This window comes from Actinomadura sp. NEAU-AAG7 (assembly GCF_018603865.1).
In the GTDB taxonomy this organism is placed as follows: domain Bacteria; phylum Actinomycetota; class Actinomycetes; order Streptosporangiales; family Streptosporangiaceae; genus Spirillospora; species Spirillospora litoris.
This window is the reverse complement of sequence record NZ_JAHFZY010000002.1, coordinates 758,358-776,696: the sequence shown is the minus strand read 5'-3', so window position 1 is coordinate 776,696 and position 18,339 is coordinate 758,358. Positions and strand designations below refer to the sequence as shown.

Sequence of the window (18,339 nt, the reverse complement as noted above, 5' to 3'; positions counted from 1 at the left end):
GGAAGAAATGATCACCTCGATCGCGCACGTGCTCGGCACCCGGCCGAACCTGGTCAAGGCCGCGCCGGTGGTCGCCGCGCTCGGCGACCTGGACCAGAGCGTCCTGCATACGGGCCAGCACTACGACGAACGCCTGTCGAAGGTGTTCTTCGACGAGCTGGGCCTGCCCGAACCCGACGTGAACCTCGGCGTCGGATCGGGCGGGCACGCCGAGCAGACGGCGGCGGTCATGGTGGGTCTGGAGCGCGAGTTCGTCCGGCGCGCCCCGGACCTCGTCGTCGTGTACGGCGACGTGAACTCGACGATCGCCGCCGCGCTGGTCGCGGCCAAGCTGCACATCCCGGTCGCCCATGTGGAGGCCGGGCTGCGCAGCTTCGACATGACGATGCCGGAGGAGGTCAACCGGCGCCTCACCGACCAGCTCTCCGACCTGTGCTTAGTCACGAGCCCGGAGGCGATCGGCCATCTGGCGGCCGAGGGGATCCCGGTCGGCCGCGCGCACCTGGTCGGCAACCCGATGATCGACACGCTGCTCGCCAACCTCGGCAAGTTCGACACCGGCAGGGTGCGGTCGCGGTACGGGCTGCCGGACCGGTACGTGCTGGCGACCATGCACCGGCCCGCCAACGTGGACGCGCCCGGCACCGCCGCCGCTCTCGTGAAGCACCTGCACGGCGTCGCCGACCTGGCCGACGTCGTGATCCCCGTCCACCCGCGCGGACGGGCCAACCTGATCGCCGCCGGACTGGACGCGCACCCCCGCGTCCACGTCCTCGAACCACTCGGCTACATCGACTTCATCGCGGCCGTCCGCGGCGCGGCGGTCGTCGTGACCGACTCGGGCGGGCTCCAGGAGGAGACGACGATGCTGCGGGTGCCGTGCCTGACCGTCCGGCCCAACACCGAACGGCCCATCACCATCACCCACGGCACCAACCGCCTCGTCACGTTCGAGGAACTGGTCCCGGCCGCGCGCAAGGCGCTGGGCGCACCGGAGACACCCCACCGGACGCCACCCCTGTGGGACGGCCACGCAGGCGAACGCATCGCCGACGTCATCCGGAGCTGGAGGGGGGTCGCGTGATGGACCTCGTCGTGATCGGACTCGGCTACGTGGGCCTCCCGCTCGTGCGGGCGGCGTGCCGGGCCGGGCTGCGCACCGGCGGCCTCGACCTCGACGCCCGCGTGGTGGACGGCCTGCGCGCCGGACGCTCGCACATCGACGACGTCTCGCCCGCCGAGGTCGCCGAGATGCTCGGCCAGGGGTTCGAGCCCAGTGTGGACGAGGACATCCTGAACGGCGCGCGGACGGTGGTCATCTGCGTCCCGACCCCCCTCTCCGAGGAGGGCGGGCCCGACCTGACCGCCGTCCGCGGCGCCGCCGAGACGATCGCCCGGCACCTGGAGCCCGGGATGCTGGTGGTGCTGGAGTCGACCACCTACCCGGGCACGACCGACGAGGTCGTCCGGCCGATCCTGGAGAAGTCCGGCCTGGTCGCGGGGGAGGAGTTCCACCTGGCCTTCTCGCCCGAGCGGATCGACCCGGGCAACCCCGTCTACGGCATCCGGAACACACCGAAGATCGTCGGTGGTTTCAGCCCGGCGTGCGCGTCGGCCGCCGCCGCGTTCTACGGCAAGTTCGTCGACCGGGTCGTGGAGGCCAAGGGCACCCGCGAGGCCGAGATGGCCAAGCTGCTGGAGAACACCTACCGCCATGTGAACATCGCGCTCGTGAACGAGATGGCGGTGTTCTGCGACGAGCTGGGCGTGGACCTGTGGGACGCGATCGACTGCGCCGCGACCAAGCCGTTCGGCTTCCAGGCGTTCCGCCCGGGGCCCGGGGTCGGCGGGCACTGCATCCCGATCGACCCGAACTACCTGTCGTACAAGGTCAGGTCGCTGGGCTACCCGTTCCGGTTCGTGGAGCTGGCCCAGGAGATCAACGACCGGATGCCCCGGTACGTCGTCGAACGCGCGCAGCAGCTCCTCAACCGCGAGGGGCGGGCCCTGAAAGGCGCGAAGGTGCTGCTCCTGGGCGTCACCTACAAGGCCGACATCGCCGACCAGCGCGAGTCCCCGGCCCGGCCCGTCGCCCGCCGCCTGGCCCGCCTCGGCGCCGACCTGACCTACCACGACCCGTACGTCGCGTCCTGGCGGGTGGACGGCACCGACGTCCCGCGCGCCGGTGACCTGCCCGCCGCGCTGGAGGCCGCCGACCTGACGGTCGTGCTCACCGGCCACCGGGACTACGACGGCGCGATGCTCGCCCGCCACGCGCGCCTGATCTTCGACGCCGTCGGCCACACCCGCGACGACCCCGGCCCCGCCACCGAACTCCTCTGACGCCCCTGTTCACGCCCGGTCGCCCGGCTCGCCGGGGGCCGTCGCCTTCACACGAGCAGGAGCGGGAGCCCATGCCGGGAACGAAGGACGCTCGCCAGCCGCCGCCCCGAGAACGGGCGGCGCGAACGCGGCACCAGCACCCAGCTCGGCGGGTGCCGCCGCGCGAGCGCGAGGATGCCCCGGACGGGGTCGCCGTCGACCGTGACCATCCGCCAGCGGGCCCCGGCCGGGTCGAGGATCTCCGACAGCCGGGTCAGCGCGGCGATCTCCAGGTCGCCGTTGCGCCAGCACTCCAGGGCCGAGGGGTCGAACGCCGCCGTCCAGGGCGGCCGGGACAGCAGCGCCACCGTCACCGGGCCGCCGGTGGCCGCCGCGAGCCGTGCGGCCTGGTGCGCCGCCATCTCGCGGCGGCCGTCGGTGACGGCGATCAGGTGCCCGCCCGTCCGGCCGCCCGCCCACGCGGGGACGGCGGGCGGTCTGCCCCGCTCGTGGTCGGGCACGGCCTACACCAGCCCGTTCTCGTAGGCGTAGATCACGACCTGGACCCGGTCGCGCACCCCGAGCTTCTGGTAGAGGTGCTTGACGTGCGACTTCACGGTGCTCGCCCCGAGCACGAGCAGTTCGGCCATCTCCTCGTTGCTGTGGCCGCGGACGAGCAGCCGGAAGACGTCCAACTCCCGGTCGGTGAGGTCGGGCATCTCGATCGTCCGCCCGGTGGACAGCGTGGGCCGGCGCGCGAACTCCCGGACGAGCCGCCGCGTCACCGACGCCGACAGCAGCGCCTCGCCCGCCGCGACCTCGTGCACGGCCTCCACGAGCGTGCGTGCGGGCGCGTCCTTGAGGATGAACCCGGTCGCGCCGATGCGCAGCGCCTCGAACAGGTGCTCGTCCTGGTCGAACATCGTGAGGATGATGACCTTGGTGTCGATGCCGGAGCCGGGCGCGCAGATCTCGCGCGTCGCCTCCAGCCCGTCCTTGCGCGGCATGTGGATGTCCATCAGGACGATGTCGGGGTTCAGCAGCCGGACGTCGCGGACGGCCTCGACGCCGTCCGCCGACTCGCCGACGATCGCGATGTCGGGCGCGCCGCCGAAGGTGGCGCGCAGCCCGCCGCGCACCAGCGGCTGGTCGTCGACGATCAGGACGCGGATTTCATGCATCGGCTTCCCCTGTCGTACCAGCGGGCCGTGGACTCGTTGGTCGGAATGCGCGCGCGGACCAGGAAACCGCCGGAGGGCAGTGTTCCGCATTCGAAGGAGCCGTTGACCTCCTGGACCCTTTCCCGGAGCCCGGCAAGCCCGTGGCAGACATTCTGGCGATGCTCGATGAAGGGGACGATCGGCAGGGTGTGGATATCATCGCCGACGGTGCTGGCCGCGCCACTGGCGACGCACAGCTCCAGTTCGTCGCCAAAGCGCAGCGAGGCGCGGACGGGTCCGCCGCCGTGTTTGACGGCGTTGGTGAGCCCTTCCTGCACGATGCGGTACGCGGTGTGCCGCAGCTCCGCCTGGAGCCGGTCCTGCACACCGGCATTCTCCAGCATGACGGTGAAGCCCGCGCCCGGCGTCCGGACGCCGAGTTCGGTGATACCGCCGGCGAGCGTGTGCTCGGAAAAGGATTCCGCGACCGTCGAGGAAACGCGTTCGCGTGTCCTGGTGCGGGCGAGCCGGGCGCCGAGGGCGCCCCGGGCGGGGCCGTCGGAGCCGGTACGGGGATGGGTGCGCAGCTCGCCGACCAGGCGGCGGACGTCGTTCATCGTCGCGTGGACCGCGTCGTCGATCGCTTCGGCGACAGGCTTGGCTCGCGGGGCGACGAGCGGCAGCCGCCGGGCGCACATCGAGACGAGGAGCATCCCGTGCCCCACGGTGTCGTGCAGTTCCCGCGCTATCCGCTGCCGTTCCAGATGAATCGCGGCGCCCACCCGGCGGGACAGCTGCCGGCGCCGCGGCCAGGTCAGTCCGCCGAGTGTGAAGGCGCCCAGCATGAACCCGGTGAGAAACTCGAGATCTACCACGAACTCCCACGTCAAAAGCGGTGTCACTGTATAGGGCATCTTTTCCCCCATGGCCCCGAAGACATCTGACAATTGGTGCAGGTGTGGCGGGGGAACAAAGTGATCGCTGGCACATAACGCTGCGGCCGTGCGCGGAAGTCACCCTGTCCTTCGCCGACTCTATCCCGATACTCATTGGTCTGCAAGAGATTTGTAAGTAAATCCTAAGTGGCCGGGCACCGCGTCTGAAGTGTCATTATCACCCTGTGATCAACTAGCCTTACTGGCCGTGAGAAATGCGGGGAAGGGGAATCGGCTCGTGGTTGTTATCTAGTCAAGAAAGCCGTCGCCATTGTCGGGAACCGCCAGCGGAAGCCGAATACGGACGAGCATGCCGCCGCCCGGCGCCGCGTCCAGACCGACCTCGCCGCCGTGCGCCGAGACCACGGCCGCCACGATCGAGAGGCCGAGCCCGGAGCCGCCGCGGTCGCGCGAACGGGACGCGTCGGCGCGGTAGAACCGCTCGAAGGCGTGCGAACGCTGCTCGGCGGTGAGGCCGGGACCCTCGTCCTCGACCTCGACCACCGCGCCGTCCGACCGCGCGGCGTACCGCACGACCGCCGCCGTTCCGTCCGGCGTGTGCTGGCGGATGTTGGCCAGCAGGTTCGCCAGCACCTGCCGGAGCCGGTGGGCGTCGCCGGCCACGATGAGCGGCCCCTCGCCCTCCAGCGCGACCGGACGCCCCGGCGCGACGGCGCGCGCGTCCGACACAGCGTCGCCGGCGAGCGCGGCGAGGTCGACGGGTTCCCGCTCCAGCGCCCGACCCTGGTCGAGCCGGGCGAGCAGGAGCAGCTCGTCCACCAGCACGCTCATCCGCTCGGCCTCGGACTCGATGCGCGCCATCGCCTTGGCGAGATCCTCGGGGCGTCCCGCCGCGCCGCGCCGGAACAGCTCCGCGTAACCTCGGATCGTCGCGACCGGGGTGCGCAGCTCGTGCGAGGCGTCGGCGACGAAGCGGCGCAGCCGCTCCTCGGCCGCGCGCCGCTCCCGGAACGCCGCCTCGATCTGGCCGAGCATGCCGTTGAGCGCCTGGCCGAGCCGTCCCACCTCGGTTCGCCGGTCGGCACGCCGCACCCGCCGGGTGAGGTCGCCCGCGCCGATGGCGGCGGCCGTCGCGCCGAACTGCTCCAGGGGGCGCAGCCCGCGCTTGACCACCAGCCCGGCCACGAGCGCCACCCCGAGCAGGGCCAGCAGCCCGAACACGGTCATCGAGCCCGCGGTGCGGCCCTCCAGCTCCTCCGACTCGGTGTTCTGGACGCCGAGCACCAGGAAGCGCGTGCGGGGGCCCGCCCCGGCGGGTCCCGGCAGCCAGGCGGTCCGGACGCGGAAGCCCGAGTCGCCGCCGCCGATCGTGAGGAACCGCTCGCCGTCGGGGTTGCGGTCCGTCACGCGCCCCGGCGCCAGGTCGCCGGGCAGCTCGGGGACCGGGCCGTAGTTCACGGTCTGGAGGACCCTGCCGTCCGCCGCCCGGATCTGGAACAGCGACGGGATGGCGCCGTCGGCCGCGAGGACGCGCCACAGGGCCGTCACGTCGTCCGGTGCGGACGCGGTCCTGAGCGCCTCGCGCGACCCGATCACGGCCTCGGCGCGCCTGCCGGGCGAGGTGAGCATCCGCTCGTCCCGCCCGGACGTCCAGTCGCGCACCGCCGCGAACGTCGCCAGCCCGGCGAGGAGCAGGCCGAGCGCCGCCAAGGCCACCGATGACAGGATGAGCCGTCTGCGCAGTGACACGTCCGTGAGTCTCCCGTCGCGTTCTGGCCTGGCGCTGTGCGGACTCTTAGAGAACCTTGTGAGTCAGGATTCCCTGCGTTTTCTATGAACGCGCGGACGGTGGCTGAAGAGCCGTCCGCTGCACTTGCCTCATGGAAACATTCTCCAGGTTCGTGCTACGGCACAAGTTGTTCGTGGCCATGGTCTGGCTCGCCGTCACGGCCGCCGGAGCCTTCGCGGTCACGCAGGTCAGCGACCGCCTTGTCGAGGACTTCGCGCCCGCGGGATCGGCCGCGCGGGACGCCAACCAGGCCATCGACGCGACCTACCGCAGCGGGGGCGACAGCGCGCCCACGGTGCCGGTCATCGTCCTGCCCGAGGGCAGGACCGTGGACGACCCGGCCGTGCGGGCGTCGCTGGCCACCGCGTTCGAGAACGCGGCGAAGCGGCTGGACGCCCGTGTCGTCTCCTACGCCGACACCGGCGACCGGCGCTTCGTCGGCGCCGACGGCCGGACGACCTTCGGTTTCGTCTACCCGCGCCATCCCGCCGGAAAGCCGGTGGACGAGGCGCCCGACATCAGCAAACCCCTGGCACAGATCATTCAGCCCTCCCTGCCGACGGGCGCCACCCTGCGGGTGACGGGGATGGACCTGCTGTCGGAGGGGGCGGGCGAGGAGGGCGTCAGCGTCCTCACCGAGACGCTCGTCGGCGGCGTCGGCGCGCTGCTGGTGCTCGCGTTCGTCTTCGGCTCGTTCCTCGCGTTCGTCCCGCTGCTGATCGCCGTCGTGTCCATCCTCGGTTCGTTCCTCGCCGTGTACGGGTTGACGGAGCTCGGCGAGGTCAACTTCCTCGTGCAGTTCGTGGTCGCGCTCATCGGCCTCGGCGTCGCCGTCGACTACTCCTTGCTGCTGGTGACCCGCTGGCGGGAGGAGCGCGCCCACGGCCACGACGGCGAGGAGGCCGTCCACCGCGCCATGGCCACCGCCGGGCGCTCGGTGGTGTTCAGCGGCGTCGCGGTGAGCATCGGACTGATCGTCATGGTGGTGCTGCCCGTCCCGTTCCTGCGCAGCATCGCCTACGGCGGTGTGATCATCCCGTCCGTCAGCGTGCTGGCGACGCTGACGCTGCTGCCGATCATCCTCGCCACCGCCGGGCCGCGCCTCGACTGGCCCCGGCTGCGCAAGGACTCGCACGCCAGCCGCGCCTGGGCGGCGTGGACCCGCGGCGTCATCCGGTTCCGCTTCCCGGCGGCGCTGGGCGCGATCGCGGTGCTGGTCGCGCTGGCTTTCGGCGGCCTGAACATCCACCTCGGGGAAGCGGGCAGCATCGCGGGGGCCAAGACCGGCCCCGCCCACGACGGCCTCGTCGCGCTGCGGTCGGCGGGAATCGGCTCGGGCGCCCTCACCCCGGTCGACGTGCTCGTCCCGGCGGGGAGCACGCCCGCGCAGGTGGCCTCGCGGCTCGCGGACGTGGAGGGCGTGCGGACGGCCGTCGCGCCGTCCGGCGAGGCGTGGCGGCAGGGCGGGTCTGCCCTGCTCTCGGTGGTCCCGGTGGACGAGGGCGGCACCAACGCCGGCCACGACACCGTCCGGCGGATCCGCGACGCGGTGCCGGCGAAGACCCACGTGGGCGGTGAGGCGGCCAGTGACATCGACTTCATCAACCAGGTGTACGGGGTGTTCCCCTGGATGCTCGGCCTGATCGCGCTGCTCACCTTCGTGCTGCTGGCGCGGGCGTTCCGGTCGCTGGTGCTGCCGCTCAAGGCCGTCGCGCTGAACCTGCTGTCGCTCGCCGCGGTGATCGGCTCGGTCACGCTGATCTGGCAGGAGGGGCACGGCAGCGACGCGGTCTGGGGGATCCCCGCCACCGGCGCGGTCGGCGCGTTCATCCCCTGCCTGATCTTCGCGTTCCTGTACGGGCTGTCGATGGACTACGAGGTCTTCATCCTCGCCCGCATCCGTGAGGAGTACGAGCGCACCGGCTCCACCAGGGAGGCGATCGTGGAGGGCCTCGGCCGGACGGGACGCCTCGTCACCAGCGCCGCGCTGATCCTCTGCCTGGCGTTCGCCTCGATGGCCGCCGCGCCGATGACCGAGGTCAAGGTCTTCGCCACCGGCCTCGGCCTCGGCATCCTGCTGGACGCCACGATCATCCGCGGCATCCTCGTGCCCGCGCTGATCTCGATGTTCGGCGACTGGAACTGGTGGCTGCCCGCCTGGGCCGCGCGGATCCTGCGGGTCCCGCCGTCCAGGGCGGTCGCCCGCCCGGAGGCGCCGGAGCTCGTTTCCGTGCCCGGCCCCGCCGGCACCTGATCGGCCCCGGTCACCGGAAGGCCCGGGACGCGCCCCGTGCGTCCCGGGCCTTCGTGCGCTCGGCGTGCGCCCGGCGTGCGTTTCGGCGCGCGCCCGGCGCCGCCGTCAGTGGTCTTTGGGGAGCCGTAGGACGTATCCGACGCGCGGGATGGTGTGGATCAGCGGCGGGTCGATGGCGTCGACCTTCCGGCGCAGGTAGCTGACATAGGTCTGCACGACGCCGTCGTTGCCGCCGTGGTCGTAGTTCCAGACGTGGTCGAGGATCTGCCGCTTGGTCAGGACGCGCCCCGCGTTGATGACGAGGTAGCGCAGCAGCTTGAACTCCGTGGGCGTCAGGTCGAGCGACTCGCCCTTGCGGCGCACCTCGTACGCCTCCTCGTCGATCACGAGGTCGGCGAACGACAGCCGCGCCTCGGCGGGTTCGGCGCTGCTCGTGCGCCGCAGCACGGCCCGGATCCGGGCGATCAGCTCCTCCAGGCTGAACGGCTTGGTGACGTAGTCGTCGCCGCCCACGGTCAATCCGGCGATCTTGTCTTCGGTGGCGTCCCGCGCGGTGAGGAAGACGACCGGCGCCGCGCATCCCTCGCGGCGGAGCCGGTGGCACGCGTCCAGCCCCGACCCGTCCGGGAGCATCACGTCGAGCACGATCAGGTCGGGTCGGAACTCGGTCACTTTCGCTGCCGTCTCGGCGCACGTCCCGGCGACCTCGGCGGTGTACCCCTCATACCGCAGAGCCGTGGCGACCAGGTCGGCGAGGTAGGGCTCGTCGTCTACGACGAGAACGCGCTGTGCGGGCTGATTCATGACTCCCAGTGTGAACCGCCGACCTTGGAGAACACAGAGAAAGCCGTGTGAGGGATCTACACGTGCCCGGGCGATCACCGGGGGCCGCCTCCTCCGGAGGGTCCGCCGATCGGCCTGCCGGGGGACGAATGGCCTCCCGCGGTAGGTGGAAGACGAAAGGCGGCCCGTTCCGTAGCGTCCCATCCGACGGAGTCCAAGGCGGTGCCGACGCGGTTCCGGCGTAGTCGTCGACGGAAAGGGGCGGTCCATGAAATCGGAATTCGACCTGTCCGGTGAGCATATCCTGGTGACCGGCGGGTCGCGGGGAATCGGCCGGGCGGTCGTGCTGGCGCTCGCCCGGGGTGGCGCGCGGGTCACCGCGTCCTATGTCAGCGGCGGCGAGGCGGTCGAGGCCCTCGACAAGACCCTCGCGGGCCTGGGCGCCGACTACCAGCTCGTACGCGCGGACGCGGCGAAGGCGGCCGACGTCTCCGCGCTCGTGGAGCGCGCGCACGAGCGTTTCGGCGGGCTGGCCGGGGTCGTCAACAACGCCGGGGTCGTCAGCCACCGCACGATCGACGACCTGGAGCCCGAGGAATGGCACCGCGTCCTCGACGTGAACCTCACCGGAATGTACCTGACCGTCCAGGCCGCGCTGAAACGGCTGGAGCCGGGCGCATCCATCGTCAATGTCACCTCGGCCGTCGCGTTCCGCGGAATGGCGGGACGGGTGCATTACACCGCCGCGAAATCAGGGGTCACCGGGCTCACCCGCTCCCTGTGCAAGGAACTCGGGCCGCGCGGATTCCGGGTGAACGGCATCGCCCCCGGGCTGGTGGAGACCGACCAGATGAGCGGTGTTCCGCAGGCGGCGCGCGACCGCTACTCCGGCATGATCGCGCTCGGCCGGATCGCCGATCCCGCCGAGGTCGCCGGGCCGGTGCTGTTCCTGCTCAGCGACGCCGCCCGCTACGTCACCGGCGCGACCCTGCACGTGGACGGCGGGATCTGATGATCAGGGCCACCCTGCGGATGCGCGTCCGCCCCGGCGGGGGCGCGGCGTTCGAGCGGGCCTTCGCCGCGGTCGCCGACGCGACCAGCCGCGAGCCCGCGAACCTCCGCCAGTCGCTGCTGCGCGGCGACGAACCCGACAGTTACGTGATCACGAGTGACTGGGCGAGCCTCGACGCGTTCCGCGCGTTCGAGAGCAGCCCCGAGCAGGACCGGCTGACGGCGCCGCTGCGCGAGCTGCGGCTGTCGGCCGACATGCGCGTCGATGAGATCGTCCGGCACGTCGACGCCGCCGAGCCCGAGACCCGCCGGGCCGATCAGGAGAAGGAGTCGAGATGACCGTACGGGTGATGGTGTTCGCGTCCGTCAAGGAGGACCAGCGCGGCCCGTTCGAGGCCGCCTATACCGAGGTCGCGTCCACGGTGGCGGGCACGCCGGGACACGTCCGCGACGAGCTGCTGCGCGACGACGCCCGACCGGGCGGCTACATCCTGCTGAGCGAGTGGGAGAGCGAGGAGCAGTTCCGCGCCTGGGAGGACGCGCCCGTCCACCGGCGGGCGACGACGCCGATGCGGCCGTACTGGGCGGGGCGGATCGAACGGAAGATCTACCCGGTGCGGGCGACCGCGGACGGTGTCAGGCCGGGCGAGGGGGCATGAGGGTCCCGGACGACGGCGGCGTCGCGATCGTCGGCGGCGGCATCGGCGGGCTGACCGCCGCGGTCGCGCTGCGCGGGATCGGCGTCCGGACCACGGTGCACGAGCGCGCGCCCGACCTGGGCCGGATCCAGACCGGCGGCGGCCTGATGCTGTGGCACAACGCGGTCCGCGCGCTCCACCTCCTCGGCCTCCGGGACGAGCTGGCCAAGATCGGGCACGAGATCCGGGCGCAGGAGTTCCACTCCTGGCGGGGCCGGCGGCTGGCGCGGTGGCCGGTGGCCGAGATCAGCGAGCGGACCGGCGTGCCCGTCTACGCGGTGAGCCGCCCGGAGCTGCACCGCATGCTGACCGGCCAGGTCGGCGCCGACCTGCGGCTCGGCTCCCGGTGCACCGGGTTCGCCACCGGGCGGGACGGCGCCACGCTGCGGCTGTCCCGGTCCGGCGGGCGGAGCGAGGAGGTCCACCGCGACCTGCTCGTCGGCGCGGACGGGCTGCGCTCGACCGTCCGGGCCGCGCTGATGCCCTACGAGCCGCCGCCCCGCTACGCCGGGTACACCGCGTGGCAGGGCGTCGTCCCGGACCCGGGCGTCCGGCCGGGGGTGTTCGTCAACATCTGGGGACGGGGCCGCCGGTTCGTCTACTACCCGCTCGCGGACGGCCTCGTCTACTGGGACGCCATCACCAGCGACCGGATCGGCCACGGGCTGGACGCGCTCGGCGCCACCGGCGGGGAGATCGTGACCGAGCAGTTCGCGGGCTGGCCCGACCCGGTCGCCGCGCTCGTCGCCGCCACCCCGCCCGAAGAGATCACCCCCATCGACATCTACGACCGCGACCCCGTCCGCCGCTGGAGCACCGGCCGGGTCACGCTGCTCGGCGACGCCGCCCACCCGATGGCCTTCAACCTCGGCCAGGGCGGCTGCCAGTCGATCGAGGACGCGCTCGTGCTCCGCCAGTGCGTGGACGAGGCCGGCCCGACCGGCGCGGCGCTGGAGCTGTACGAGCGGCGCCGGCTGCCGCGCACGACCACGATCGTCCGGCGGTCGCGGGCCATCGGCTCGCTGTCGCGCTGGCAGAACCCCGCGCTGTGCCGGGTCCGCGAGGGCTTCATGCGGATCGCGTTCCGGCGCCTCGTCTACCGCAAGACCGCCGACCTGATCACCGCAACCGACTACTAGAGGAGGCGACCGCGATGCTCGCGAGGACGCTGTCCATGGTCGTGCTGTTCGGCAGCGGCACGGTGGCGGGCACCCTGTTCGCCGTGTGGCGCGCGATCGTGCCCACCCTCGTCGCGCTGCCGGGGGACCGCTACGTGCAGGTGCATCAGCTGCTCGACCGGCGGTTCGATCCGCTGCTGCCGTGGGTGACCCGCGTGACGATGGCGACCGCCGTGGTGTTCGCGCTGCTGCCGGTCGGGCTCACCGCGCGGCTGCTGTGCGGCGCGGGGCTCGCCATGTCCGTCCTGGTCGCGGTGGTCTCCGACACCCGCAACGTGCCGATCAACCGCACGATCTCCGGGTGGGACCCCGAGGCGGCCCCGGCCGGCTGGGACGACCTGCGCGCCCGCTGGTGCCGCGCCAACTCCGTTCGAACGGCGTTCGCGCTGGCCGGGTTCGGCCTGTACGCGCTCGCCGCACTGTCCATCGACTGACCGGCTCGCAGAAGCTCACCGAAAGGGAGTTCACCGTGGAACGTCACGCGATCATGTTCAGGATCAAGCCCGGCACCGAGGAGGCGGTCAAGGAGCTGCTCGCCGGGTACGCGCCGCCCGAGTGGACGGCGCCCGACGGCACCCGGCTGGTCAGCACCTCGGTGTTCCTCAAGGACGACCTCGTCGTCCGGATGATCGAGATCGAGGGGAACCTGCCCGGCCTGATGGCGCACCTGTCGTCGCAGCCCGAGATCCGGCGGGTCGAGCGGGAGATCTCCCAGTACCTCGCCGAGGAGCGCGACACCAGCACCCCCGAGGGGACCCGCGACTTCTTCATCAACTCGCTCATGCGGCACGTCACGACGCGCCGCTCCGAACCCGCGCAGGCCCCCGCGTGAGCCCCCTCGGGACGCCGCCCGCCGGGATGATGATCGACGTCCACGGGCACCTGGCCGCCGCGGGCGCGGGCGGGCTCGGGCCGCCGAGCCTGTTCGACCCCGAGGGCTCGATCGAGGCCAAGCGCGAGCAGGGCATCGGGCTCACGGTGATCGGCAGCCCGTGCGGCGCGGGCTCGATGCTGCCCGGCGCGGCGGCGGACAACTACAAGCAGCCCGTCGCCAAGGTCCGCGCGTACAACGAGGCGATCGGCGACCTCGTCGACCGCTTCCCGGACGCGCTGCGCGCCTACGCCTACCTCGACCCGTTCGGCGGGGACGCGATGCTGGAGCAGGCAGCCGAGCTGACGAGGGACCCGCGCTTCGTCGGGCTGATCGTCAACAGCAGCGTCGACGGGGAGTACCTGAGCGCGCCGCGCGCGGACGGCTTCTTCGCGATGGCCGCCGAGACGGGCGTGCCGGTGCTGGTGCATCCGCCCGCCGCGCCGGTCGGGACGGCCGCGATGGGCGGGCACCTCGGCCTCGTCGAGCACGCGGTCAGGCCGTGCGACATCACGGCGGGCATCGCCGCGATCGTGTGCGCGGGCTGGCTGGAGCGCTACCCCGCCGTCCGGCTGATCGCCGCGGGCGGCGGTGGCGGGCTCGCGCACCTCCCGGAGAAGCTGGACGCGGCGATGCGCCCGTGGCCGGGCCAGCCGCCGTCGGGCCCGCACGGTTCGCCGGGGACGGTGGTGCCGAGCGAGTCGCTCGCCCGGATCCACGTCGACACCTCCTTTCCGAACGCGGCGCAGCTGCGCGCCAACCTGACGACGTTCTCCGCCTCCCAGATCCTTCTCGGAACGGATGCGCCGCCATTGATGGACCAGCTGAAGCCCATTACCGACATCATCGCGAGCGAACTGCGCGACCCGGCCGAACGCGAGCGGGTCGCCTGGCGGAACGCGGCGGAGCTCTTCGATCTGGCCTGACCTGCCATGAACTTCTCCTGAACCTGCCCTGACCATTTTCCAATCGACGGCCGCGCACCTGGCCCCCGGGGTGCGCGGCCGTCGGCATGCCCGGACACGTGGGGCTTCTCCACCTTGCGGAGGATGGTCCGGCTTCGGTGAGGAGGCCGCAATTCACGTCGGCGGGGGAAGACCCGGCCCGTCCTGACATTTAACGTGAAGGCGATTCCAAGGGAAACCTAAGGAGCACCTGTGACCGACCGGATTCTCATAGTCGCACGAATGCGACCTGATTCAGCCGACGCGGTGGCCGGGTTGTTCGGCGCGTCCGACGAGACGGAACTGCCCCGGGTCCTCGGGGTGACCCGCCGGAATCTCTTCCGGTACCAGGATCTGTACTTCCACTACGCCGAGTTCGCCGGCCCCGCGTCCGAGGCGATGGCCGTGGCGCGGGAGCGCGGCGACTTCCGGCGGCTGAGCGACGAGCTGAGCCCGCACATCGCGCCGTTCGACCCGGCGACCTGGCGCGGCCCCGCCGACGCGATGGCGCGCGGCTTCTACGAGTGGACGGGGGACGCCCGATGACCGCCCTCGACGCGCGCGGCGCCGCGCTCGCCGCGGACCCGGCGGAGGAGAAGTGGCTCCGGTGCGGGCGGTGCGGCGTGTCGGTCTACATCCCGCGCCTCGTCCGCAACCGGCACGTGTGCCCCGAGTGCGGGCACCACCGCCGCCTCGGCGCCCGCGAGCGCCTCGACGTCCTGGTGGACGAGGGGTCCTTCAGCCCGGCGGAGCAGGTGCGCGGCGCGGACCCGCTCGGGTTCAGCGACTCCCGCCCCTACACCGACCGGCTCGCGGCGGCGCGGCGGCGGACCGGCCTCGCGGACGCGATGCTCTACGGCGGCGCCGCGATCGGCGGGCACCCGGTCATGGTCGCGGTCATGGACTTCGGGTTCATGGGCGGCAGCATGGGCTCGGCGGTCGGCGAGACGGTGGCGCGGGCGGCCGAGGAGGCCGAGGCGCGGCGGTGGCCGCTGGTCCTGGTCGCCGGGTCCGGCGGCGCCCGGATGCAGGAGGGCGCGCTCTCGCTGATGCAGATGGCGAAGACGGCGCAGGCCCTCGAACGGCTCCGGGACGCGGGCGTGCCGTCGGTCTGCGTGCTGACCGACCCGACGTTCGGCGGCGTCACCGCGTCGTTCGCGACGCTGACCGACCTGCTGGTCGCCGAGCGCGGCGGCCTGATCGGGTTCGCCGGGCCGCGCGTGATCGAGGCCGCGACCCGGGAGACGCTGCCCGCCGGGTTCCAGACGGCGGAGTACCTCAAGGAACAGGGCATGCTCGACCGGGTGGAGCCGCGCGACGGCCTGCGCCCGCTCCTCGCCCGGCTGCTGACCCTGCTCGCGGGCGACCGCAAGCCGCCGTCCGGCGCCTCCGCCGGGACCGCGGCGAGGACGGCGGCCCGCGCCTCCGGACGCAGCGCGTGGGAGACCGTCCGGCTGGCCCGCGACATCGCCCGGCCGACGACGCTCGACTACATCTGGCGGATCTGCGGCGACTTCGTGGCGCTGCACGGCGACCGGCACTTCCGCGACGACCCGGCGATCGTCGGCGGCATCGGCGACATCGACGGCGTCAGCGTGATGATCATCGGCCACCAGAAGGGCCACGACACCAAGGAGCTCGTCGCCCGCGGGTTCGGGATGCCGGGCCCCGAGGGCTACCGCAAGGCGCTGCGCCTGATGCGCCGGGCCGACACGCTCGGCCTGCCCGTCGTCACGCTCGTCGACACGCAGGGCGCGGCGCCCGGCATCGGCGCCGAGGAGCGCGGCCAGGCGTGGGCGATCTCCGAGTGCGTCGCCGGGATGTCGCGGCTGCGGGTGCCGGTCGTCTCCACCGTCACCGGGGAGGGCGGCAGCGGCGGCGCGCTCGCGCTGGCCGTCGCCAACACCGTGCTGATGATGGAGAACGCCTGCTACTCGGTGATCAGTCCGGAGAGCTGCTCGACGATCCTGCACGGCGACCCGTCGAAGGGCGCCGAGATGGCCGAGGCCCTGCGCGTCACCGCGCCGGAACTGCTCGCGCTCGGCGTCGTCGACGGGGTGGTGGACGAGCCGGAGGGCGGCGCGCAGGCCGACCCCGCCGCGGCCGCCGCGTCCCTGAAGGCCGCCGTGCTGTCCGCGCTCGCGGACCTCGGCGGGCTGGACGGCGGCGAACTGCGCGACCGGCGCCACGCCCGGTTCCGCCGCCAGGGGGTGGTCGTCGATGGCTGAGCCCACCGCGTCCGCCGAGCAGACCGAGCAGACCGAGCAGACCGGCCGGGCCGGCCGGCCCGCACGACCCGCCGAGCAGCCGGGGCACGAGTCGCTGCGGCTGCTCCGCGAGGAGGTCAGCCACCTCGTCAAGACCGTCCCCGGGCCGGTCACCAGCGTCTCCGCGCGCCTCGGCGAATGCGTTCTCGAGGTCACCTGGGCGTCGCAGGCCGCCCCGGACGTCGAGCGCACCGTCATCGCCGCCCCGGCCCCCGCGGAGGCTTCCGCGGAGGCCCCCGCGCCGCCCGCCGACGACACGCTCAAGCGCGTCACCGCCCCGCTCGTCGGGACGTTCTACGTGGCGCCCGAGCCCGGCGCGCCCCCGTTCGTCCAGCCGGGCGACCGGATCGAGGCCGGCCAGACGATCGGGATCGTCGAGGCGATGAAGCTGATGAACCCGGTCGTGTCCGACTGGGCCGGCGAGGTGCTCCAGGTGATGGCGGCCGACGCCGAGCCGGTGGAGTTCGGGCAGGTCCTCGTCAGGGTCAGGACGGAGCGGACATGAGCCGCCCGATCGGCACGGTGCTGATCGCCAACCGGGGCGAGATCGCGTTGCGGGTGGCGCGCTCCTGCCGCGAGATGGGAGTGCGCAGCGTGGCGGTCTACTCGACCGCCGACCGCGACTCCGCCGTCGTCCGGTACGCGGACGAGGCGGTGCACATCGGGCCCGCGCCGGCCCGCCGCAGCTACCTGTACGTGCCGAACATCGTCGAGGCCGCGTTGCGCACCGGCGCCGACGCCGTCCACCCGGGCTACGGGTTCCTGTCCGAGGACCCCGACTTCGCGCAGGTGTGCGCGGAGAACGGGCTCGCCTTCATCGGCCCGCGCCCGGACGTGATGGAGTGCGTCGGCGACAAGGCCCGGGTCCGCGCGCTCATGGGCGCGGCCGGCCTGCCGCTGCTGCCGGGCAGCGACGGCAGCGTGCCGACGCTCGCGGCCGCCGAGGAGGTCGCCGCCGAGATCGGCTACCCGGTGATCGTGAAGGCGGCGGCCGGGGGCGGCGGGCGCGGCATCGAGGTCGCCCGCGACCGCGCCGACCTCCAGGAGGTGTTCCGCCGGACGACCGCGCTCGCGCGCCAGGTGTTCGGGATCGGGGACGTCTACCTGGAGAAGTTCGTCCCGGCGGCGCGGCACGTGGAGGTCCAGCTCCTCTGCGACGAGCACGGCGCGGCCGTCCACCTGGGGGAGCGGGACTGCTCGCTGCAACGCCGCAACCAGAAGCTCGTGGAGGAGTCGCCGTCGCCGGGGCTGGCCGGGGACCTGCGCGACGCGCTGGGCGAGTACGCCCTCACGGGGGCGCGCGCCGTCGGCTACACCGGCGCGGGGACGATGGAGTTCCTCGTCGACACCTCCGGCGCGCTCACGTTCATGGAGATCAACGGGCGCATCCAGGTCGAGCACCCCGTCACCGAGATGATGACCGGGATCGACCTCGTCAAGGAGCAGATCCGCGTCGCCGCCGGGGAGCCCCTCGGGTACGGGCAGGACGACGTCCGCCCGCACGGCGCGGCGCTGGAGTGCCGCGTCAACGCCGAGGACCCGGCCGCCGGGTTCCGGCCCACCCCGGGACGCCTTGAGGTGTTCCGCCCGCCGGGCGGCCCGGGGGTGCGGGTCGACTCGGGGTTCGCGCAGGGCGACTCCGTCCCGCCGAACTACGACTCGCTCATCGCCAAGCTCGTCACCTGGGCGCCGACCCGGGACGAGGCGATCGAGCGGGCGCTGCGCGGGCTCGCCGAGTTCGCCGTGCGGGGCCCCGGCGTCGCCACGACCATCCCGCTGCTCCAGCGCCTGCTGACGCACCCGGTGTTCGTCCGGGGCGAGCACACGACCCGATTCGTCGACGCACTCATGGCCGGGCCCAGACCGGCCGAGGAACAGGAGAGATAAGCGATGCCCACGCAGCACATCACCGACGCGGACGTCCTGGAACTGCTCGTCGCCGTCGGGTTGGACCGCGCCGCCGGCGCCGAGTCGCTCGCCCGCTCGTTCGAGGACCTCAACCTCGACTCGCTGGCCCGGATGGAGATCGCCACCCGGATCCAGGACCGCTACGACATCGACGTCGAGGAGGACCTGACCGCCGAGCTGACCCCCGAGGGGCTGCGGCGCATGGTCGTCGAACGCCGTCCCGCCGCCTGACCCGCCGGAAACCGCACGCCCGAGGGA

At 72.9% G+C, this 18,339-nt stretch carries 20 protein-coding genes; 15 read left to right on the top strand and 5 right to left on the bottom strand.

The features are described 5' to 3' along the window. Positions 1-7 precede the first annotated feature (7 nt). Both wecB and KLI87_RS12870 read left to right on the top strand, forming a co-directional pair. Positions 8-1,084: a non-hydrolyzing UDP-N-acetylglucosamine 2-epimerase gene (gene wecB / locus KLI87_RS12875; protein WP_214617107.1), complete on the top strand. Its 1,077-nt coding sequence runs from the start codon at positions 8-10 to the stop codon at positions 1,082-1,084. Further along, the gene (locus KLI87_RS12870) at positions 1,084-2,343 is read left to right on the top strand and encodes a nucleotide sugar dehydrogenase (RefSeq protein ID WP_214617106.1); all 1,260 of its coding nucleotides are present in this window, start codon (positions 1,084-1,086) and stop codon (positions 2,341-2,343) included. The genes wecB and KLI87_RS12870 overlap by 1 nt, the downstream gene beginning before the upstream one ends. Before the next feature lie 47 nt (positions 2,344-2,390). Here KLI87_RS12870 and KLI87_RS12865 read toward each other — a convergent pair whose 3' ends face one another. The 4 genes from KLI87_RS12865 to KLI87_RS12850 all read right to left on the bottom strand — a co-directional run bounded on the left by KLI87_RS12865 (position 2,391) and on the right by KLI87_RS12850 (position 6,127). After that, positions 2,391-2,843 carry a universal stress protein gene (locus tag KLI87_RS12865; protein WP_156217638.1) on the bottom strand — a complete coding sequence of 151 codons (453 nt, stop codon included), beginning with the start codon at positions 2,841-2,843 and terminating at the stop codon, positions 2,391-2,393. Between the two features lie 3 nt (positions 2,844-2,846). After that, a complete protein-coding gene (locus KLI87_RS12860; RefSeq protein ID WP_156217639.1) occupies positions 2,847-3,503 on the bottom strand; it encodes a response regulator transcription factor in 657 nt (218 codons plus the stop codon). After that, positions 3,482-4,408, bottom strand: coding sequence for a sensor histidine kinase (locus tag KLI87_RS12855; RefSeq protein ID WP_214617105.1), 927 nt, complete (start codon positions 4,406-4,408; stop codon positions 3,482-3,484). Before KLI87_RS12855 ends, KLI87_RS12860 begins: the two co-directional genes overlap by 22 nt. Positions 4,409-4,666: 258 nt before the next feature. Then, complete coding sequence (locus KLI87_RS12850; RefSeq protein WP_214617104.1) at positions 4,667-6,127, bottom strand: cell wall metabolism sensor histidine kinase WalK; 1,461 nt, start codon at positions 6,125-6,127, stop codon at positions 4,667-4,669. 152 nt (positions 6,128-6,279) lie between these two features. Between KLI87_RS12850 and KLI87_RS12845 the strand changes: the two genes are divergently transcribed. Then, positions 6,280-8,421 carry an MMPL family transporter gene (locus KLI87_RS12845; RefSeq protein WP_214617103.1) on the top strand — a complete coding sequence of 714 codons (2,142 nt, stop codon included), beginning with the start codon at positions 6,280-6,282 and terminating at the stop codon, positions 8,419-8,421. A gap of 105 nt (positions 8,422-8,526) precedes the next feature. Here KLI87_RS12845 and KLI87_RS12840 read toward each other — a convergent pair whose 3' ends face one another. Then, positions 8,527-9,225, bottom strand: coding sequence for a response regulator transcription factor (locus tag KLI87_RS12840; protein WP_156217642.1), 699 nt, complete (start codon positions 9,223-9,225; stop codon positions 8,527-8,529). Between the two features lie 247 nt (positions 9,226-9,472). Between KLI87_RS12840 and KLI87_RS12835 the strand changes: the two genes are divergently transcribed. From KLI87_RS12835 to KLI87_RS12780, 12 genes are all read left to right on the top strand, one after another. Then, positions 9,473-10,216, top strand: coding sequence for an SDR family NAD(P)-dependent oxidoreductase (locus KLI87_RS12835; RefSeq protein ID WP_156217643.1), 744 nt, complete (start codon positions 9,473-9,475; stop codon positions 10,214-10,216). Then, positions 10,216-10,554 carry an antibiotic biosynthesis monooxygenase gene (locus KLI87_RS12830; protein ID WP_156217644.1) on the top strand — a complete coding sequence of 113 codons (339 nt, stop codon included), beginning with the start codon at positions 10,216-10,218 and terminating at the stop codon, positions 10,552-10,554. The genes KLI87_RS12835 and KLI87_RS12830 overlap by 1 nt, the downstream gene beginning before the upstream one ends. Then, positions 10,551-10,874, top strand: a complete 324-nt coding sequence (locus tag KLI87_RS12825) for an antibiotic biosynthesis monooxygenase (RefSeq protein ID WP_156217645.1) — start codon at positions 10,551-10,553, stop codon at positions 10,872-10,874. Before KLI87_RS12830 ends, KLI87_RS12825 begins: the two co-directional genes overlap by 4 nt. Next, the gene (locus KLI87_RS12820) at positions 10,871-12,052 is read left to right on the top strand and encodes an FAD-dependent monooxygenase (protein WP_156217646.1); all 1,182 of its coding nucleotides are present in this window, start codon (positions 10,871-10,873) and stop codon (positions 12,050-12,052) included. The genes KLI87_RS12825 and KLI87_RS12820 overlap by 4 nt, the downstream gene beginning before the upstream one ends. A gap of 14 nt (positions 12,053-12,066) precedes the next feature. Next, positions 12,067-12,525: a DUF1772 domain-containing protein gene (locus KLI87_RS12815; RefSeq protein WP_156217647.1), complete on the top strand. Its 459-nt coding sequence runs from the start codon at positions 12,067-12,069 to the stop codon at positions 12,523-12,525. 35 nt (positions 12,526-12,560) lie between these two features. After that, positions 12,561-12,923: a SchA/CurD-like domain-containing protein gene (locus KLI87_RS12810; RefSeq protein WP_214617102.1), complete on the top strand. Its 363-nt coding sequence runs from the start codon at positions 12,561-12,563 to the stop codon at positions 12,921-12,923. Continuing rightward, positions 12,920-13,888, top strand: coding sequence for an amidohydrolase family protein (locus KLI87_RS12805; RefSeq protein WP_156217648.1), 969 nt, complete (start codon positions 12,920-12,922; stop codon positions 13,886-13,888). Before KLI87_RS12810 ends, KLI87_RS12805 begins: the two co-directional genes overlap by 4 nt. Positions 13,889-14,149: 261 nt before the next feature. Next, the gene (locus KLI87_RS12800) at positions 14,150-14,452 is read left to right on the top strand and encodes a TcmI family type II polyketide cyclase (RefSeq protein WP_156217649.1); all 303 of its coding nucleotides are present in this window, start codon (positions 14,150-14,152) and stop codon (positions 14,450-14,452) included. Further along, complete coding sequence (locus KLI87_RS12795) at positions 14,449-16,134, top strand: acetyl-CoA carboxylase carboxyltransferase subunit alpha (protein WP_214617101.1); 1,686 nt, start codon at positions 14,449-14,451, stop codon at positions 16,132-16,134. The genes KLI87_RS12800 and KLI87_RS12795 overlap by 4 nt, the downstream gene beginning before the upstream one ends. Continuing rightward, on the top strand, positions 16,127-16,678 hold the full coding sequence (locus tag KLI87_RS12790; RefSeq protein WP_214617100.1) for a biotin/lipoyl-containing protein: 552 nt from the start codon (positions 16,127-16,129) through the stop codon (positions 16,676-16,678). Before KLI87_RS12795 ends, KLI87_RS12790 begins: the two co-directional genes overlap by 8 nt. After that, positions 16,675-18,060 carry an acetyl/propionyl/methylcrotonyl-CoA carboxylase subunit alpha gene (locus KLI87_RS12785; RefSeq protein WP_156217652.1) on the top strand — a complete coding sequence of 462 codons (1,386 nt, stop codon included), beginning with the start codon at positions 16,675-16,677 and terminating at the stop codon, positions 18,058-18,060. The genes KLI87_RS12790 and KLI87_RS12785 overlap by 4 nt, the downstream gene beginning before the upstream one ends. Before the next feature lie 3 nt (positions 18,061-18,063). After that, entirely contained in the window at positions 18,064-18,312 is a 249-nt protein-coding gene (locus KLI87_RS12780; protein WP_156217653.1) for an acyl carrier protein, read from the top strand. Positions 18,313-18,339 lie beyond the last annotated feature (27 nt).

Coding starts and splice junctions, on each gene's coding strand:
- KLI87_RS12840 (WP_156217642.1), bottom strand. CDS start 9,225: ATGAATCAGCCCGCACAGCGCGTTCTCGTCGTAGACGACGAGCCCTAC.
- KLI87_RS12860 (WP_156217639.1), bottom strand. CDS start 3,503: ATGCATGAAATCCGCGTCCTGATCGTCGACGACCAGCCGCTGGTGCGC.
- wecB (WP_214617107.1), top strand. CDS start 8: ATGATCACCTCGATCGCGCACGTGCTCGGCACCCGGCCGAACCTGGTC.
- KLI87_RS12820 (WP_156217646.1), top strand. CDS start 10,871: ATGAGGGTCCCGGACGACGGCGGCGTCGCGATCGTCGGCGGCGGCATC.
- KLI87_RS12800 (WP_156217649.1), top strand. CDS start 14,150: ATGCGACCTGATTCAGCCGACGCGGTGGCCGGGTTGTTCGGCGCGTCC.
- KLI87_RS12830 (WP_156217644.1), top strand. CDS start 10,216: ATGATCAGGGCCACCCTGCGGATGCGCGTCCGCCCCGGCGGGGGCGCG.
- KLI87_RS12780 (WP_156217653.1), top strand. CDS start 18,064: ATGCCCACGCAGCACATCACCGACGCGGACGTCCTGGAACTGCTCGTC.
- KLI87_RS12815 (WP_156217647.1), top strand. CDS start 12,067: ATGCTCGCGAGGACGCTGTCCATGGTCGTGCTGTTCGGCAGCGGCACG.
- KLI87_RS12790 (WP_214617100.1), top strand. CDS start 16,127: ATGGCTGAGCCCACCGCGTCCGCCGAGCAGACCGAGCAGACCGAGCAG.
- KLI87_RS12835 (WP_156217643.1), top strand. CDS start 9,473: ATGAAATCGGAATTCGACCTGTCCGGTGAGCATATCCTGGTGACCGGC.
- KLI87_RS12870 (WP_214617106.1), top strand. CDS start 1,084: ATGGACCTCGTCGTGATCGGACTCGGCTACGTGGGCCTCCCGCTCGTG.
- KLI87_RS12855 (WP_214617105.1), bottom strand. CDS start 4,408: ATGGGGGAAAAGATGCCCTATACAGTGACACCGCTTTTGACGTGGGAG.
- KLI87_RS12825 (WP_156217645.1), top strand. CDS start 10,551: ATGACCGTACGGGTGATGGTGTTCGCGTCCGTCAAGGAGGACCAGCGC.
- KLI87_RS12795 (WP_214617101.1), top strand. CDS start 14,449: ATGACCGCCCTCGACGCGCGCGGCGCCGCGCTCGCCGCGGACCCGGCG.
- KLI87_RS12785 (WP_156217652.1), top strand. CDS start 16,675: ATGAGCCGCCCGATCGGCACGGTGCTGATCGCCAACCGGGGCGAGATC.